Source organism: Huintestinicola sp., from assembly GCF_051882455.1.
Lineage (GTDB): Bacteria > Bacillota > Clostridia > Oscillospirales > Ruminococcaceae > Huintestinicola.
Map to the genome: position 1 here is coordinate 59,549 of NZ_JBJERV010000032.1, position 16,655 is coordinate 76,203.

Genomic DNA, 16,655 nt, shown 5'->3' on the forward strand with positions numbered 1-16,655 from the left:
CCAAATGAAAAGATCTGCTTTTATTCCTGCACTGCTCCTTGCAGTGCAGGCGATCGCTATAATGACGGCAGGCTGTTCAAAGGTCGATGAGATCCCCGCTGATGCGGCGGGTCCCGAGCCTGCGGACAGCCTGTCCGCAAATGAGTCCGGAATTTCAGACGATATTTTCGATGACAGCCGCTATATTTACAGCCAGCTTTCACCGAAGGAAAAGGAATATTACGGCATCATCAGAGACGCTGCCATGAGCTTTGAGGACAAGGCTGTTTTTCCCGAGGCTCTTGACCCCGAGCTGCTGCGAAAGCTGTATATTTCCGTCTATTACCAGGAAGAAAGCATTTTCTGGCTGTCAAGTATGTTTTACCGACCTGCCTCAGAATCGGATACCCTTATGCTTTCCTACCGCTTCACTGAGGAGGAATCCGCAGGGCTTCAGGCTGAGATAGACGCCAAAGCTGCGGAGATCTTCAGCTCCTTCAATGAGGATACCTCCGATTACGAAAAGCTAAAAAGCTTTCACGATCAGCTGGTTTTAAACTGCACCTTTTCCATGGATACCGATTATGTGAACACCGTTTACGGCGCTCTCTGCGATGGTTACGCTCAGTGCGAGGGCTATGCTTTCGCCTTCGATTATCTTTGCAGTCTGGCTGATATCGACTGCTTTACAGTTTCGGGAACAAACTCAGAAGGGGCGCTTCACGCTTGGAATGTGGTCAAGCTTGAGGGTATGTGGTACAATGTTGACTGCACCTGGGACGACCCCATTCTTTCTCCCGTTGATGAGGATTTCATCAGATATTACTACTTTCTGGCGTCGGATTCCGATATTTCGGGAGTGACCCATTTCCCCGACAACACTTATTACACCTTTCCCATTTGCTCCTCGGGTGACAATTATTACAAGCGCGAGGGTTATTTCGCTTCGTCTGCCGATGAGGGCATCTCACTTCTCTCCAAATCGGCGGCTGACGCTCTGAACTGCGGCAGAAAAGACGCTGCTGTGAGATTTTCCGACGAAAAGGCTTACAATGACGCTGTAAGCAAGCTGTTTGACCTCGGGGATATCAAACAGGTCTTTAAATTTGCAAACGACAGCTCGGACGTTAAGGTCACGGACAAAAGATATGTGCGCTACCTTAACGATGATGAGCTTATCATACACATCACCATGATATTTGAATAACGGGGAACTGTGAATACTTCGGAGTGCCCCATAGTTTACGGAGAGCAAACAGAAAATGAAAAAATTCAGATCATTTGCTTTCAGAGCCGCTGCTTTTGCGGCAGCTCTGCTTTATCTCAGTGCCTGCGGCAGCGAGGTCGAATATCCCGACGGCGCGGACACACTGCCTACATATTCCGCAACGGGAACTGTTCTGACTGTTTATGACACATCAGAACATACCACGCCCGAAACTACTGTTACCACCTCTCAGACCACAGTTTCCGAGGTGACCACTGTTCCCGAAACGGAAACTGAGACCGAGACCGAGACGGAAACCGTTCCCTCCGAGAGCGAGACTTCCGCAAGCTCAGCTCAGTCCCTTTCCTTGGAGGACGTTCCTGTGGTGGGGATATCCGAGTATTATGAGAAAACTCAGACCACCCCTCCCCTGCCCACCGATACGGCTGCCCCATCTCAGACTACGGCTGCGGTGACTACATCCGTTTCAGATGTCACCTCTGTTTCCGAAAGCGTTTCTTCGGATAATGTGACAGGTTCGGCAGACAGCAGCGTTACTTCATCTTCGGAAACTGCCGTTTCAACGGCTGACGTTTCATCGGGTCTCAACGTCAAGCTTACAGACGGGCGGAAAAGTCAGTACACGGGCAGAGAGATAATTTCCCACCCTTACAGCTACTACACCCTTGACGATAAGCACAAAAAGCTTTATGACAAGCTTGTAAGCGCAATGCTTGACTGCGAGGACAGGATAAGCTTTGATGCCGACGAGAAGGTAAGCTTTGAGGAGCTTTTTGACACATATCAGCTGATATACAATGACGAAAACAGGCTCTTCTACATCTCCCCTACCATTGAATATGTTTCGGACGGTTCTACGGGTCATATAAGAAGTATGAAGGTGAATTACACCTACTCAAAGGACAAGATCAGGGATATGCAGGCTGAGATAGACTCACAGACCGATAAGATACTTTCTATGATAACTCCCGATATGAACGATTATGATATCGTAAAGCTGTTCCACGACTATATTATCATTAACTGCACCTATGACACCGACGCTAAAAATCCAAACAGCATTTACGGCACTCTGGTGGAAAAGTCCGCTCTTTGTCAGGGATATTCTCAGAGCTTTACATATCTCTGCTCTCTGGTCGGCATTGATTCGTTCATCGTTCTGGGCGTGGCAAATGAGCCTCATATGTGGAATGTGGTGAAGATGGACGGGGATTATTATCACGTCGACCTGACCTGGGACGACCCCGACCGCGCAAAATCTCCCGATTCCGTCAGATATGACTATTTCGGACTTACCGATGACAGGATAAGAGAACTGAGACAGTTTGACGATTACGATTACGAGATACCCCGGGCTAAGGGTACAAAATATCAGTATTATTACTACAACAACCTGGTCGCAGGCAGCGTTGCCGAGGCTAAGGCGCTCATCGAATCGGAGGCTCTGAAAGCTGCAAAAACAAAGGCTTCCACTATTCAGATACTCTGTGCCGATGATACGGTCTTTAAAGAAGTCACCGACGTATTTTTCGGAAACAGCCAGGATAATGTTATCGGTATACTGGGCGCTATCAAGGACAAGGCGGAAAACCGCTTCAATACAGAGTCTATCTACCATAACAGCAACAGCAGCACCAGAACTGTCAAGATCTTTCTTGAATATCTCGACTGATACGGAAGGGTATGGTTTAAATTATGCTTTGCAGCAGAGGTAAAAACAGAATATTTTGCGCTGCTGCGGCACTTTGCTTTCTTCTCACCGCTCTTTCGGGCTGTGAGCATGAGGACGGGATCACGGTTATTTCCGACGGCACTGCTGCGGAGATAACCGAAAGCAGTGCTTCGGACACCGAGGTCTATGCTCCGTCGGGGCTGTATATCCCTGAGCATATGGTCACAAAGTACGCTTCCCTTGACTATGACGCTCGTATGCAGGACGCTTATGACAGTGTGGTGGATACCATTCTGAACTTTGAGCCCTCCGCTCATATGCCCCTCACCATCAGCGAGACCGATTATGTCAAGGTGCTTGAGACCGTCCGCTGCGAACAGCTTATGCTGTTTTATCTGAAGGACAGGACTTTAGGCGATTTTGACAGCTTCACCCATTCCTACACCATTGATTTTACATACAGGTTTTCGGTGGACGAAGTGAACGCTATGCTGAAAGAGACCGAGCAGGCGGCTTTGGATATCATTTCACAGCTTGATGAGAATATGTCCGATTATGAAAAGCTGAAATTTTTCCACGATTATCTTGTGCTCAATGTGGAAAGCTCCGTGGACGGCGAATTTGCGGACTCAATATACGGTGCCCTGATAGACAAAAAAGCCCTGTGCGAGGGTTACGCAAAGGCTTTTTCCTATCTGTGCAATTTAAGCGGCATCGAAAATATGATAGTTACGGGTTATACGGGCGTTGACCATATGTGGAATATGGTGAAGCTGGGCGGCAGCTGGTATCATATTGACATCGGCTGGGACCAGCCTGCACAGGCTCTGAAAAGTCAGTATCCCGACCTGATACTTTACCAGTATTTCCTGGTGGACGACGCGGTCATACAGAACAACCGGAGCATAAACAATTATCTCTGCTCCCCTCCCGACGCTGAGGCTGAGACCATGAACTATTTCATTTATGAGGACAGATACGCGTCGGATTACGAAGAGGCACTTAATATAATCGAGGACTCCTGCAGAAGCTGTATCGACACGGGCGAAAAGTATTTTATGCTGAAATTTGACTCCTCAAATCTATGTTTGCAGACCATTTCAGACCTTATCAAGCCTGACGAAAACGGCGTTTCTGACATTGACAGGATAGTGGAAAGGCTCAATTTCAAGGGGCAGATAAGCTATATCGATTACTACAAGCAGTACCGCATACTTATTTTTGTGGTGGAATAAAAAAGCATAGCCTGAGAAAATGAATTTCACGGCTATGCTTTTTTATTTTTCAGACGCTGCCGACTGCTTGAGTACTATGATTTTCTATGAGCATTTTCTCAAATTCCGCCTTGCAGACGGGCTTTGAGTAGTAATAGCCCTGAAGATAATCTGCGCCCATGGTACGGATTATATCGTCCACCGCCTTGGTTTCCACGCCCTCCACAACTACGCTGTTGTTTACCTTTTTGCAAAGATACAGAAGGGATTCTATTATGGCAAAATCCACCTGGTGAAAATCTCCGTTGGCAAGCTCCCTTACAAAGGTATGCTCTATCTTTATTTCATCTGCGGGCAGCTTTTTCAGAAGCTCCATTGACGCATAGCCCGTTCCGAAATCGTCCAGGGCGATATGGAAGCCGTGGGAACGTATCTGCTCGAATATAAGGGCAAGGCTTTCGGGAGACTCCACATTGTTACTCTCGGTAAGCTCCAGCACAAGATTTTCGGGAGATACGCCGTATTCCTCGGTGGTTCGTACAAGCTCCTCAACGTAGCCCTCTTCAAGGAACTGACCGTAGGACACGTTGAAATTTACCTTGAAATCCCCGAACTTCTCCTGCCACTCCCGCTGCTGCTTTACTGCCTGCCGCATTACCCATCTTCCCACCTGATTTATGCCCGAGTCTTCCTCCAGTATGGGAATGAAATCCATAGGCCCTGCGTCCTTGATATGCCTGCCATGCCATCTGAGCAGCGCTTCACAGCCAAGTATCCTTGTTCCCCTTGCGTCCACAAGAGGCTGGAAATACAGCTCAAAGCCTTCAAAATCATGCGCTATGCTGTATTTAAGGTCCTCCTTGAGAGTCATTAACCGCCGCTGCTTTTCATCTATTTCGTCAGAATAAAACTCTATGCTGCCCTTGTTTATCTTCTTGATATAGGAAAGGGCAAGCTCAAGACGGTTCACTATCTCGTCCTTGTCAGTCTTTTCGTCCTCATAGACCACCGCTCCTGCCGATATGGACAGCTCTATCCTTTTACCGTCCTTTGTCTCGATGGAGCGGGCAGTGTTCCGTATGCTGTTAAAAACATTGGCTGCCTCTGCTTTATCCGCTCCCGGGAGCAGGAGGATAAATTCGTCTCCGTTAAACCTGAAAGCTTTTCTGTCGTCCCTGCACAGAGACTGAAGCCGCTTTGCAATGGTGGTGAGAAGCTCGTCCCCATAGTAGTAGCCGTATGTATTTATTACATTTCTGAATCTGTCAACACCAAGCAGCATTACTACTCCGCCGCCTTTGCCCAGAGACTGCTCGTAAAATTCATATTTCGTAAGCAGACCTGTGAGAGTGTCGTATTTATTCTGCCTGTCAAGCCTTGTCATTATGCCTGCAAAGGTGTCAAGCCCGCCGTTTTTGTCACGGATCATTGTTCCCTTACATTCAAGCCATACGTATTTTCCGTAACGGTTGACGGCACGGTACTGACAGCTGTGATTATCCTTCTCCCCCGAAAATACTGCGGATATATCTTTATAATATATCTCTCTGTCCTCGGGATGTATCTTTTCGCCCCAGACATCTCCTGCATTGACAAAATACTCTCCGGGCAGATCAAAATAGCTTATTGCGTTGGGCGACCAGCGGGAAAGATCTTTTTTTACGTCGCATACGTAAATATATACATTATCCGAAGCGTTGGCGAATGCTTCAAACAGCGGATTATTCAGAACATCTTCCATAGTCATCCTCCTTTGCATATTATTGCGCAACTGTTGCTTTCAAATATTATTATATCAAAAATATATAGAAATGTCAATATTTTTTTGAAAATAATTGGCATTTTTGATATTTGTAACTAATTTAAGGTTTATAACTTGTTAAAAAAACTCACTGCGCTATGTATGCTTCTCTTCCTATCGCGAAAGAGAAGCATATTATTATCCCTTTACTGCGCCTGCGATAACGCCTTCAATGATATACTTCTGACTGAACAGATAAAAGATGATTATGGGCAGTATGGCAAGCACAAGCATTGCCATAAAGCCGCCCCAGTTCACAGAGCCGTATGCGCCCTGCATGGATATCTGTATGGCTACGGGAAGGGTCTTGTACCTGTTTCCGAGGATAAGATAGGGCAGAAGATAATCGTTCCATATCCACATTGCATTCAGTATGGCTACCGTTACCGCTGTGGGCTTTAAGATAGGGAAAACTACACTGAAAAATGTCCGGAAGGGCGTACAGCCGTCTATCTCTGCCGCTTCCTCAAGCTCCCGCGGAACAGACCTTACAAAGCCTGCAAGCATAAATACCGACAGCCCCGAGCCGAAGCCAAGGTATACTGCGATTATTCCCACGGGATTATTGAGATGAAGCCCTGTTGCCACATAGGTCATAGTGTACATCACCATCTGGAAGGGCACTATCATTGAAAACAGGAAAAGCTTATAAATTACTCTGCCAACTGCGCTTGTGTCACGCATTATATACCAGGCGGTCATGGAACAGAGCAGGACAAGGGCAGCCACGCTCAGAACGGTTATGAAAACCGAACGGAGAAAGGCTCCGCCTATCCCTGCTGCGGTTATGCCCGTTATATAGTTGTCAAAGCCTGCAAAGGTGTCCTTATCAGGCAGGCGGAAGGGTGCGCCCATAATGCTGAATTTGGTCTTGAATGAGTTCATAAAAACTATGGCTATGGGGAAAAGGAACACTGCTGACAGAAATATCATAAATACAAAGCCAAAAGGATCTGCTTTTTCTTTCATCGTGCCTCTGCCTCCTTTCCTTCGGTGAGTCTCAGCTGGATAAAGGCTATTGCTGCCGCTATTATAAAGAATATGACTGCCTTTGCCTGTCCTGCGCCCTGCCAGCCGGGTCTGCCGTAGAAGGTGTTATAGATATCCAGGGCAAGCATTGCGGTCTCCCTGCCGGGGGCGCCTGCGGTAAGGGCAAGGTTCTGGTCAAAGAGCTTGAAGGAGTTTGTGAGGGTCAGAAAGGTACAGATGGTCACGGAGGGCATTACCATGGGTATGGTTATGCGAAGGGTTATCTGTCCCTTTGACGCTCCGTCTATCTGTGCCGCCTCGGTTATATCCCTCGGGATATTCTGGAGCCCTGCGATATAGATGACCATCATATAGCCGATAAGCTGCCAGTTTGTGAGGATAACAAGTCCCCAGAAGCCGTACTGTGCCTTGTAGGTGATGTCCGTGCCGAAATAGCCCAGGACGCCGTTTATTATCAGGTTCCAGATATATCCCAGGACGATGCCGCCGATGAGGTTGGGCATAAAGAATATTGTTCGGAACACATTGGTGCCACGAAGTCCCTTTGTGAGGGCAAGGGCAAGGAGAAAGGCAAAGATATTTACCGTTATGACCGATATGACGGTGAATTTTACCGTGAACCACAGGGCGTTTGTGAAATTGCTGTCCGAAAATATCCTTCTGTAGTTTTCAAGCCCTGTCCACTGTGCATTCGCCACGGTGGTGAATTTGCAGAAGGAGAGGTATATTCCCATTAAAAAGGGTATGAGAAAGGATATGACGAATGCCGCAAGGGTGGGCAGCACAAACAGCGGGAAATAGGGGTGTAAATTTCTTTTCATACTCATTTACAGCATTGAGCTTTCGGTTTCCCAGGAGCTTCTTACTCTTTCGGTGACATAATTCCAGTCACGGCTGCCCTGAGCATACTGTAAGAGTGCGGCGCCAAAATCGTCCTTGAAGGTCTGGCTGGGGAACACGGTGAAGCTCCAGGGGATAGTCTGCACGTTCTCCTTGTCCATCCAGCGGAGAACCTCTCTGCTCAGGGGGTCGGAGGGCTTTTCGGTATCTGTGAAGGTGTCAAAGGGTGCAATAAAGCCAAGCTTGTTTACCACCATATCCTTGCCTGTTTCGGAGGAATAGAGCCAGAAAAGGAAGTCCTTTGCCGCCTGCTGCTCCTCGGGCTTTGCGGCGCTGTTTATGCAGAGGAAGTTTTCCGTTCCTATGCACAGTCCCTGATTTTCTTCGCCTTCAAGTCCCATATAAATGGGCATCATACGGATATTTTCCTCGGAGACGGTATTGCCCTGCACGGAGCTTATCTGCGACCATGCCCAGCTGCCGTTCTGTACCATTGCGCAATCGCCCAGGGCAAATTCTGCCATTGACTCGTCGGTTATCTTGGAGCCCAGCATTTTTCTGTCAAGGGTGGAGTTATTCAGATAGAGGTCGAAGATATTGCGGTAATTATCGCCATAGGCAAAGTTCAGGGCCTTTACGCCCTCCCCTGTCAGGTCGATGTTGTTATCCGCAAATTCACGGTGGATGGGGATATTTGCAAGGTGTGTCGTCCAGCGCCAGTCGTCTCCCGATTTGAGCGATGTGGCGGCGAACACGCCCTTTATGCCCAGTTCCTTTGCATTTGCCTGCATATCCTCCACAAGAGCTTTAAGCTCTTCATAGGAATTTACCTCGTCCATTGAGACAAAATCCGTTGCACGGTTTTCAAGGGCAAAATACCCCTGGATTATCTCGTCGTTGTAGATGATGCCATAGCCCTCAACGGCGTAGGGAATACCGTATGCCATACCGTTTGCGGAGACTGCTGCGGACTTGTCGATAAGGTGATTATAGATATCGCTGTCGGTCATATCAAGGCAGTAGTCGCGCCAGTTTGCATAGCCCCGGGGTCCGTTTATCTGGAAAATTACGGGGGCTTCGGGGGTGGACATTTTTGCGCTCAGGGTCTGCTCGTAGGTATTGTTCGCGGCAGTCTCGACGATAAGGGTATTGCCCGTTTCGTCCTTATACGCACGCGCAATTTCCTCGTAGACGGATGCGGCTTCGGGCTTGAAGTTTAAAAATCTGACAGTGACGTTTTTTGCCGCCGTCTGTCCGTTCTGTCCCTCCTGAACATTTCCCTGCTCGTTGTTGTTTTTTCTTCCGCAGGCGGTAAGTGAGGTCATTATGCTCACTGCCGCTATGCAGCATATTATTTTTCTGTAGCTTTTCATCAGCTTTTCTTCCTTTCAAAAATTGCTTTATCCGCAATTTGCTTTTGGAAATAGTATTTATTTTTCTATCCCCGATATTCAGAAAATCGGCTTTTGCTGTGGTTTGTAAATTTCGGTAAATTCATTAGAATTTGGATAGATTTATTAAAAATCGGATATCTTGTTGACTTTTGGAACGGAGGATATTATAATTTATCTATACAAGAAAGCGTAAGGGGGCGGGGCAATGGCTTTTGCTTCATTGATGTTTGTTTTTGTGGTAATAATATGCCTGGTGCTGGGTTCAGTTCTGGTAACGGGCATCATACTTCTCATATCGGGAATCACAAAAGTTCGTGAGCCGAAGTACATAGGACGGGCGCTGCCTGCCGTTTTAATTGCCGCGGGGTCGGTGCTTATTGCTATTCCTGTGGGCATTGTGATATTCTTAACTGTAAGCGGTTTGATATCCTCGGCTGAAATGAGGGAACGGCGGTCGGGCTATGAAAATGTGACCGAGCTGTGGCGGAATGAACGGGTCTCGGAAAATTCGGCTGCTGTGGACGCAATGAACGAGCTTTTATCCGCTGCCGACAACGGCGACAGAGAAAGCTTCGGCAAGCTGTTTACTGTCGGTTTCCAAAATTCCGAAAGCTTTGAAAGTGCCATAAATGAATTTTTTGAGGCTTATCCTGCGGGATTGTCCGAATGCGAACGGGAAAGCAGCGGAGTGTCAAAAAACAGCTCGGGTGAGGTGCGCAAAGGCAGCGTAACATATACCTGTATGATGAACGGCGAATGGTACAGGATAAAGCTGAAATTCTGCTGTTATAATGAAAATTCTCCCGATGAGGTGGGAGTAGAATTTTTCTGCATTGAAGATCTTGAGGGTGCTGCAGCGGATACTTACTACGGGTATAAGCACCTTGTATGCAATATTAAAAGCGACAGTGAGGTTTCCGCACGTCTTATCAGCGGAATGCCGTTTTTATTTGAACCGGATCCCGAACGGCAGATATCCGCCGCGGAAATGATAAAGCTTCTGAGAAAATATGACAGTCTGTATGGTCTTTCGGAAGAGATAGGCAAGCCCAATGTTACAAAAAAATACAGCAACAGTACGGGATATGACCATTACTATGAGCTTGTTCCAAAAGAAGATATTCCGCTGTATGCTCATATCTGCACAAGCTCTGAGCAGGGTGAAATTTTGTATGCCGATATCTGTTCCGATACAAAAAGCTTTTATAATGTAGAGCTTAATGACGAAGAATGAACATATGCCGAAAATCATAGAGGTGGATATTTTGATAATAAGAAAGTATAATTCATCGGACTGTGAGCAGATATCAAGGCTGTTTTTTGAAACTGTTCATTCCGTTAATGCAAAGGATCATTCGCCCGAGCAGCTTGACGTATGGGCGGCGGGAACGGTTGACACCGAAGAATGGGACAAGTCTTTTTGCGAGCATTATACTGTGGTATGTGCCGAGGGAGAGCTTATTTTAGGCTTCGGGGATATTGACAAAACAGGGTATCTTGACAGGCTTTATGTTCACAAGGACTATCAGCGATGCGGAATTGCTTCCGCCATATGCGATGAGCTTGAAAAGGCTGTAAGTGTTCCCGTTATCACGACTCACGCTTCAATTACTGCGAAAGGATTTTTTGAGAAGAGAGGTTATACTGCGGTAAGGGAACAGCAGGTCATAAGAAGCGGAATTGCACTGAATAATTTTGTTATGGTAAAAAAAATATAACTGCTTTTTTTGAGGCAGAGATAACATTAAGGAATGATAAAAAATGATAAAAGAAAAGCTTTGCATTGAAGGTATCCCTGCGATACTGTGGGGAAAGCCATCGGAGAAAATTTACATTCACGTTCACGGAAAGATGAGCAGAAAGGAATATGCGGAGCAGTTTGCAGAGATAGCAGAGACAAAGGGCTATCAGACTTTAAGCTTTGACCTTCCCGAACACGGCGAGCGGACGGATAAGACTTACAGATGTGATGTGATGAACGGGATACACGATCTGAATGTGATAGCAGACTATGCTTTTGCGGGTTGGAAAACTGCGGCGCTTTTCGCCTGCAGCCTGGGCGCTTGTTTTTCACTGAACGCCTATGCTGACAGACAGCTTGAAAAATGCCTGTTCCAGTCGCCTGTTGCAGATATGGAGTGGCTTGTACGGCATATGATGCTGTGGTCGGGAGTCAGCGAAAAGCAGTTGGAGGAAAAGCAGGAGATCGTTACGGATATCGATACGCTGCGGTGGGATCATTATCAATATATCCTGTCCCACCCCATTTGCCGATGGCCGTTCCCTACCGCCATACTTTACGGGGCAAAGGATAATTTGCAGCCTATTGAGTCTGTTCGCGCTTTTGCGGATAAATTCGGGGCAAAGCTTACTGTATCGGAGCAGAGCGAGCACCCGTTCATGGCTCCCGAGGATAATAAGATAGTTGAAAAGTGGCTTGACGAGAACATATAATATGCTTGCCGGCATTTACAAAATGGACTGCCGTATCACGACAGGTCCTGCTTGTGAATGCCGGTTAGTTTTTTACGAGCAATAAAATGCACAAAAGGTCAGTAAACCCGACTGCATAGGATATTGTGCAAATGTATATAAAGCGCTATAATTATAAAAAAAGGAGGAGTGATGGTCATGCAAATCATCAAAGCAATATCCAAATTTACTGCGCTTGTGCTTTCCCTTTCCATGCTCACTGCCCTGCTTTCGGGCTGCGGAGAGCCTAAGGGCGAAATGCGCAATATGTCAACTATGGAGATCGTTAAGGATATGGGTCTCGGAATAAATCTCGGCAATACCTTTGAAAGCTGCGGCGGCTGGATAAACAGTTCGAGCGTGACAAATTACGAAACGGGCTGGGGCAGTCCCGTTATTACCGAGGATATCATAAAGGGCTATGCGGAGTCGGGCTTCGGCGTCCTTCGCATACCTGTGGCATGGTCGAATATGATGAGCGGCGATTATGACATAAATCCCGAATATCTTGCAAGAGTGAAACAGGTGGTTGACTGGGCGCTTGCGACCGATATGTATGTTATTCTCAATATCCACTGGGACGGCGGCTGGTTTGAGAAGTTTTCGGGCAAGGACAAGGACGAATGTATGCACAAATACGAACGTATCTGGACTCAGCTCACTGCCGAATTTAAAAATTACAGCGACAAGCTTATGTTTGAGTCCTTAAACGAAGAGGGCTGCTGGGACGACATCTGGAACCGCTACAGCGGAAAAGAGGACGGCAAGGCTGAGGCATTCGGTCTTTTAAATGAGATAAATCAGAAATTTGTCGATCTTGTCAGAGCTTCGGGCGGAAACAACAAAAAGCGCCATCTGCTTATTGCGGGCTATGCTACGGATATTTCCCTCACCTGCGACGAGCTTTACAAAATGCCCGTGGACCCCGAAAACCGCTGCGCTGTTTCGGTACATTACTACACTCCCTCCACCTTTGCTATCCTTGAAAAGGACGCTTCCTGGGGCAAGTGCAGGAAGGACTGGGGAACCGACGCGGATATGGCTGAGCTTGAAAAGAATATGGATATGATGAAGGAGCATTTCGTTGACAAGGGTATTCCCGTCATCATCGGAGAATACGGCTGTCCCGTAAAAAACAAGGACAAGGACTCCATTAAAAAGTATCTTACAAGCGTTTGCGAAGTTGCCTACGACAGGGATATGTGCCCCGTTCTGTGGGACGTTACAGACGCATTCTACAGCCGCACCGAGTGCAGCTTCAAGGACAAGGACATTCTTAAAGGGCTTATGGACGTTAAGAACTGAGAAATAAATTACCAGAAAGGATATGTCAGTTATGTCATTCAAAAAAACAGCAGCGCTATGCACCGCACTTTGTTTAACAGCTTCTATGACCGCCTGCGGAGGAAGTGCAGAAGAAGGAGACCACGGCTATCTTCTTGAAGAAGAGACCACCACCGCATTCACCGTTGAGATAAACACCGAGACCCTTGCTCCCGAGCAGGAGGAGCAGGTTAGCGCTCTTGCCGATACGCTTACGGGCGAGCTTGAGAACAAGACCATCAAGTGGCTTTCCTTCTATGACCCATGGCACCCTACCGGTCTCGGAAACACCAAGCCCGTTTCAGTTGAGCTTTTTGAAAAGAAATACGGCGGAAATATCGAAAGCTTTTCCACTACCTGGGCAAATCAGTACAGCGACCTTTCCACATATATTTTAGGCGGCGAGGGAATAGACTTCTTTCCTGCTTCCGAGGCTGTTCCCAAGTGTGTTATTTCGGGAATGACACAGTCCTATGACCCCTATGTGGACTGGAGCAGTCCTCTGTGGGAAAGCGTGAAGGAGCTTAACGAAATGTTTGCCATCGGAGGACAGCATTACCTTATGGCTTGTCAGGCAACCGAGGGATATGTTGTGTATTACAACCGAAAGACTATCGAGGAAATGGGCTTTGACGACCCCAAGGAGCTTTACGAAAACGGCGAATGGACTCTTGATAAATTCAAGGAAATGCTTCTTGAATTTGTGGATAACGACTCGGAGCGGTACGGTCTGGACGGCTGGTTCAATGCTACTCCCCTTTATCTGGCAAGCGGCGTGCCTGCGGTTTCGATCTCTGACGGAAAGCTTATCAATAACCTTAATGACCCTTCATTTGAAAGAGCTATGCAGTTTCAGTATGAGCTGAACAAAAACGGTCTTGTGCTTGACAAGTCTCTGTTCAACTGGTCACCTCAGATACAGTTTATGGGCGAGGGCAAGGAGCTTTTCTACATAGGCGGTCTTTATGAGATAGAGCAGGCTCCCGATATATGGACAAAGAATTTCGGCTCTCCCGAGGACGTTTTCTTCGTTCCTGTTCCCAGAGACGATAAGGCTGACAAGTATTATTACAATGCTGAGATAGACTGCTACAATCTCTGCAAGGGCGCGGGAAATCCCGAGGGCGTTGCAAGATTTATGGAGTGCATTATCGCCTCCTATGACGATGAAAATTCTATTCAGATAAATAAGGATAAGCACAAGTCCGACTACGGCTGGACCGATGAAATGCTTGAGATGAAGGACGAGGTGAAGAGACTCACCTCCGAAAATCCCGTAAGAGATATCTACGGCGGACTTCCCACCGATTACGCAAATCTTGTAAGCGACACCATAAATCAGCCTCTCCAGGGCAATGACTGGTATTCGGTACGTGACGCGGCTTTTGACGCTATTGACCTGGGTATAAATGACGCCAACGATCAGGTTGCGGCTCAGCTTCAATAATTCTTTATTTTCTTCTTTCCTTATGATCCCCAAAACCGAAAGACTGCACCGAAAAAACGGGCGGTCTTTTCGGGCAGTTACAGAAAGGACGGTAAATCAACATGAACCCATATCTCCCCCGTTACGAATACATTCCCGACGGCGAACCCAGAGTTTTCGGCGACAGGATATATGTTTACGGCTCTCACGATAAGGCAGGCTCGGACAGCTTCTGCGATTTTGTTTTAAAATGCTGGAGCGCTCCCCTGTCAGACCCCACAAAATGGGTATGTCACGGCGATATTTTCCATACGAGAGCCGACAGAGATCACCCCTCCGACATTGACTGGAACGGCGACAATACTCAGCTTTTTGCTCCCGATGTTATAGAGGGTCCGGACGGAAAATATTATCTGTATGCTTATATCGTAAATGCAAGGGGCTGTGTTGCCGTAAGCGACAGACCCGAGGGTCCCTTTAAGCTCCTTTCAAAATACAAATACACCATTCCCGATGAGGTGTGCTGCAATGGCTGGTTCATTGACCCGGGCGTGCTGGTGGATGATGACGGCAGAACATATATTTACTGCGGCTTTGAGCGTTCTTTCCTTGCGGAAGTTAACAGCAATAATATGTACGAGATAATCGACGGCAGCTGCATTGAGCATTTTATCCCCTGCACAGAAACGGCAGAAGGCGGATTTACCGAAAAGGAGTCTCTTTTTTATGAAGCCTGCTCACCGCGGAAAATAAACGGCGTTTATTATATGATATACTCGCCCAAGCGGGGCAGCCGCCTTGCTTATGCCACATCTGACAGCCCCACGGGTCCTTTTACCTATCGGGGATATATCGTTGACAACGGAACAGATTATCCCGGGGGCAACAATCACGGCTCTGTGGCTTGCATAAACGGGCAATGGTATGTTTTCTATCACCGCATGACAAACGGCACCATAATGTCAAGAAGAGGCTGTGTCGAAAAAATAGAGATACTCCCCGACGGCACTATCCCTCCCGTTGAAATGACCTCTCTGGGCTTTGAGGACAGCCTTGACCCTTATGAGATAACTCCTGCGGACATTGCCTGCGTTCTGAAGGGCAGCGCATTCATTACCGAGAGAAATGTGTTTGACAGGGCGGTAATAAATATTCAGGACGGCGATGTTATCGGCTACAAGTATTTTGATTTCGGCGAGGACAATTCAAGCAAAACTATGGAATTTGCCGCAAAGATCAAAGGCACGGGCTGCAACTGTCATATGCACATTTTTGCGGACGATGAGGAGATAGGCGTCTGTGATATCGGTCAGGACGGCGGCGCAGTAAAAACTGTTGTGAAGGCTGTTACGGGCAGACGGGCGGTTTATTTTAAGATCTCGACCGACTACAGCGGCTGGACTGCCGAATATTTCAAGGGCAGGAGCCTGTTTGAACTGAGCGAATTTGTATTTATGAAATAGTTGAAAAGCGGTCAAGGCTATGGTATAATATTTATTATACCAATGAATATCGGAGTGATGTTAATGGAGCTCGGCACTATCGGATACAATTACAGCCACGATGCGGATTTTGTTATGGACAGACCAAACGGTCCCGGCTGCTGGCTTATGCTTGTTATCAAGACTCCTGCGCTGTTTGAGCTAAGCGGCAAAAGCTTTTCTGTCAGGGAAAATTCCTTCGTGATAATATCACCCGACACTCCCTGCCGATACAGGGCGTCGGGTGATACATACACAGATGACTGGATCTATTTCAGTGCGGACGAAGATGATGTGAGTCACTTTGGTGAGCTTAGCATTCCCATAAACGAGCCTGTATATCTGGGAGATGCCGAGCCTGTTTCGCATATCGTGCATATCCTTGCCTATGAGCATTACAGTGCAGAGCCTTGTCATATTGAGCTTGAGGAGCATTACACCGAGATACTGCTGTTGTCCGTAAGCAGGACTATCCGTTCGGGAGCGCATATTTCCTCGAAAATGTTCTTAGAAAAAAATCATCGTATGACACAGCTGAGGACCATTATTCATACCGACCCCGAAAGGACAATGAGCATTGACGAGATGGCGGCTTCCGTGAATATGAGCCGCTCGGGATTTCAGCATTTATATAAAAAAATGTTTGGTATCAGCGTGATAAACGATGTGATAAACGGCAGGCTGGAACGTGCAAAAAGGCTGCTTTCCTCCACCGACCTGACCGTTTCGGAAATAGCTTCAAAATGCGGCTACACCACCGAATACAACTTTATGCGGCAGTTCAAAAGCAGGACGGGCAAAACTCCCACCGAATACCGCAGACAGATATGATTTA

The 16,655-nt window shown here is 47.2% G+C and carries 14 protein-coding genes; 10 read left to right on the forward strand and 4 right to left on the reverse strand.

The features are described from left to right. Nucleotides 1–4: 4 nt before the first annotated feature. Genes ACI4J0_RS04390 through ACI4J0_RS04400 form a run of 3 tightly spaced genes read left to right on the forward strand, consistent with a single transcriptional unit; the run spans nucleotide 5 to nucleotide 4,114 of the window. On the forward strand, nucleotides 5–1,186 hold the full coding sequence (locus tag ACI4J0_RS04390; RefSeq protein ID WP_439764597.1) for a transglutaminase domain-containing protein: 1,182 nt from the start codon (nucleotides 5–7) through the stop codon (nucleotides 1,184–1,186). Nucleotides 1,187–1,241: 55 nt separating this feature from the next. Then, entirely contained in the window at nucleotides 1,242–2,879 is a 1,638-nt protein-coding gene (locus ACI4J0_RS04395) for a transglutaminase domain-containing protein (protein WP_439764598.1), read from the forward strand. Nucleotides 2,880–2,902: 23 nt separating this feature from the next. After that, nucleotides 2,903–4,114, forward strand: coding sequence for a transglutaminase domain-containing protein (locus ACI4J0_RS04400; protein WP_439764599.1), 1,212 nt, complete (start codon nucleotides 2,903–2,905; stop codon nucleotides 4,112–4,114). A 49-nt stretch (nucleotides 4,115–4,163) separates the two neighbouring features. Here ACI4J0_RS04400 and ACI4J0_RS04405 read toward each other — a convergent pair whose 3' ends face one another. The 4 genes from ACI4J0_RS04405 to ACI4J0_RS04420 form a co-directional block, all read right to left on the reverse strand. Continuing rightward, a complete protein-coding gene (locus ACI4J0_RS04405) occupies nucleotides 4,164–5,834 on the reverse strand; it encodes a bifunctional diguanylate cyclase/phosphodiesterase (protein WP_439764600.1) in 1,671 nt (556 codons plus the stop codon). 198 nt (nucleotides 5,835–6,032) lie between these two features. After that, entirely contained in the window at nucleotides 6,033–6,863 is an 831-nt protein-coding gene (locus ACI4J0_RS04410) for a carbohydrate ABC transporter permease (protein ID WP_439764601.1), read from the reverse strand. Next, the gene (locus ACI4J0_RS04415; protein WP_439764635.1) at nucleotides 6,860–7,705 is read right to left on the reverse strand and encodes a carbohydrate ABC transporter permease; all 846 of its coding nucleotides are present in this window, start codon (nucleotides 7,703–7,705) and stop codon (nucleotides 6,860–6,862) included. The genes ACI4J0_RS04410 and ACI4J0_RS04415 overlap by 4 nt, the downstream gene beginning before the upstream one ends. Before the next feature lie 6 nt (nucleotides 7,706–7,711). Next, nucleotides 7,712–9,097, reverse strand: a complete 1,386-nt coding sequence (locus tag ACI4J0_RS04420; RefSeq protein ID WP_439764602.1) for an ABC transporter substrate-binding protein — start codon at nucleotides 9,095–9,097, stop codon at nucleotides 7,712–7,714. A gap of 226 nt (nucleotides 9,098–9,323) precedes the next feature. On the opposite strand from ACI4J0_RS04420, the gene ACI4J0_RS04425 reads away from it, so the two are divergent. From ACI4J0_RS04425 to ACI4J0_RS04455, 7 genes are all read left to right on the forward strand, one after another. Next, nucleotides 9,324–10,352 carry a DUF5104 domain-containing protein gene (locus tag ACI4J0_RS04425; RefSeq protein WP_439764603.1) on the forward strand — a complete coding sequence of 343 codons (1,029 nt, stop codon included), beginning with the start codon at nucleotides 9,324–9,326 and terminating at the stop codon, nucleotides 10,350–10,352. 31 nt (nucleotides 10,353–10,383) lie between these two features. Next, nucleotides 10,384–10,836, forward strand: a complete 453-nt coding sequence (locus ACI4J0_RS04430; protein ID WP_439764604.1) for a GNAT family N-acetyltransferase — start codon at nucleotides 10,384–10,386, stop codon at nucleotides 10,834–10,836. A 43-nt stretch (nucleotides 10,837–10,879) separates the two neighbouring features. After that, nucleotides 10,880–11,572 carry an alpha/beta hydrolase gene (locus ACI4J0_RS04435; protein ID WP_439764605.1) on the forward strand — a complete coding sequence of 231 codons (693 nt, stop codon included), beginning with the start codon at nucleotides 10,880–10,882 and terminating at the stop codon, nucleotides 11,570–11,572. Between the two features lie 177 nt (nucleotides 11,573–11,749). Continuing rightward, nucleotides 11,750–12,895: a glycoside hydrolase family 5 protein gene (locus ACI4J0_RS04440; RefSeq protein WP_439764606.1), complete on the forward strand. Its 1,146-nt coding sequence runs from the start codon at nucleotides 11,750–11,752 to the stop codon at nucleotides 12,893–12,895. Between the two features lie 31 nt (nucleotides 12,896–12,926). After that, nucleotides 12,927–14,360, forward strand: a complete 1,434-nt coding sequence (locus ACI4J0_RS04445) for a carbohydrate ABC transporter substrate-binding protein (protein ID WP_439764607.1) — start codon at nucleotides 12,927–12,929, stop codon at nucleotides 14,358–14,360. Between the two features lie 101 nt (nucleotides 14,361–14,461). After that, a complete protein-coding gene (locus ACI4J0_RS04450) occupies nucleotides 14,462–15,802 on the forward strand; it encodes a family 43 glycosylhydrolase (RefSeq protein ID WP_439764608.1) in 1,341 nt (446 codons plus the stop codon). 63 nt (nucleotides 15,803–15,865) lie between these two features. Next, nucleotides 15,866–16,651, forward strand: a complete 786-nt coding sequence (locus ACI4J0_RS04455) for a helix-turn-helix domain-containing protein (RefSeq protein WP_439764609.1) — start codon at nucleotides 15,866–15,868, stop codon at nucleotides 16,649–16,651. The last annotated feature ends 4 nt before the right edge of the window (nucleotides 16,652–16,655 follow it).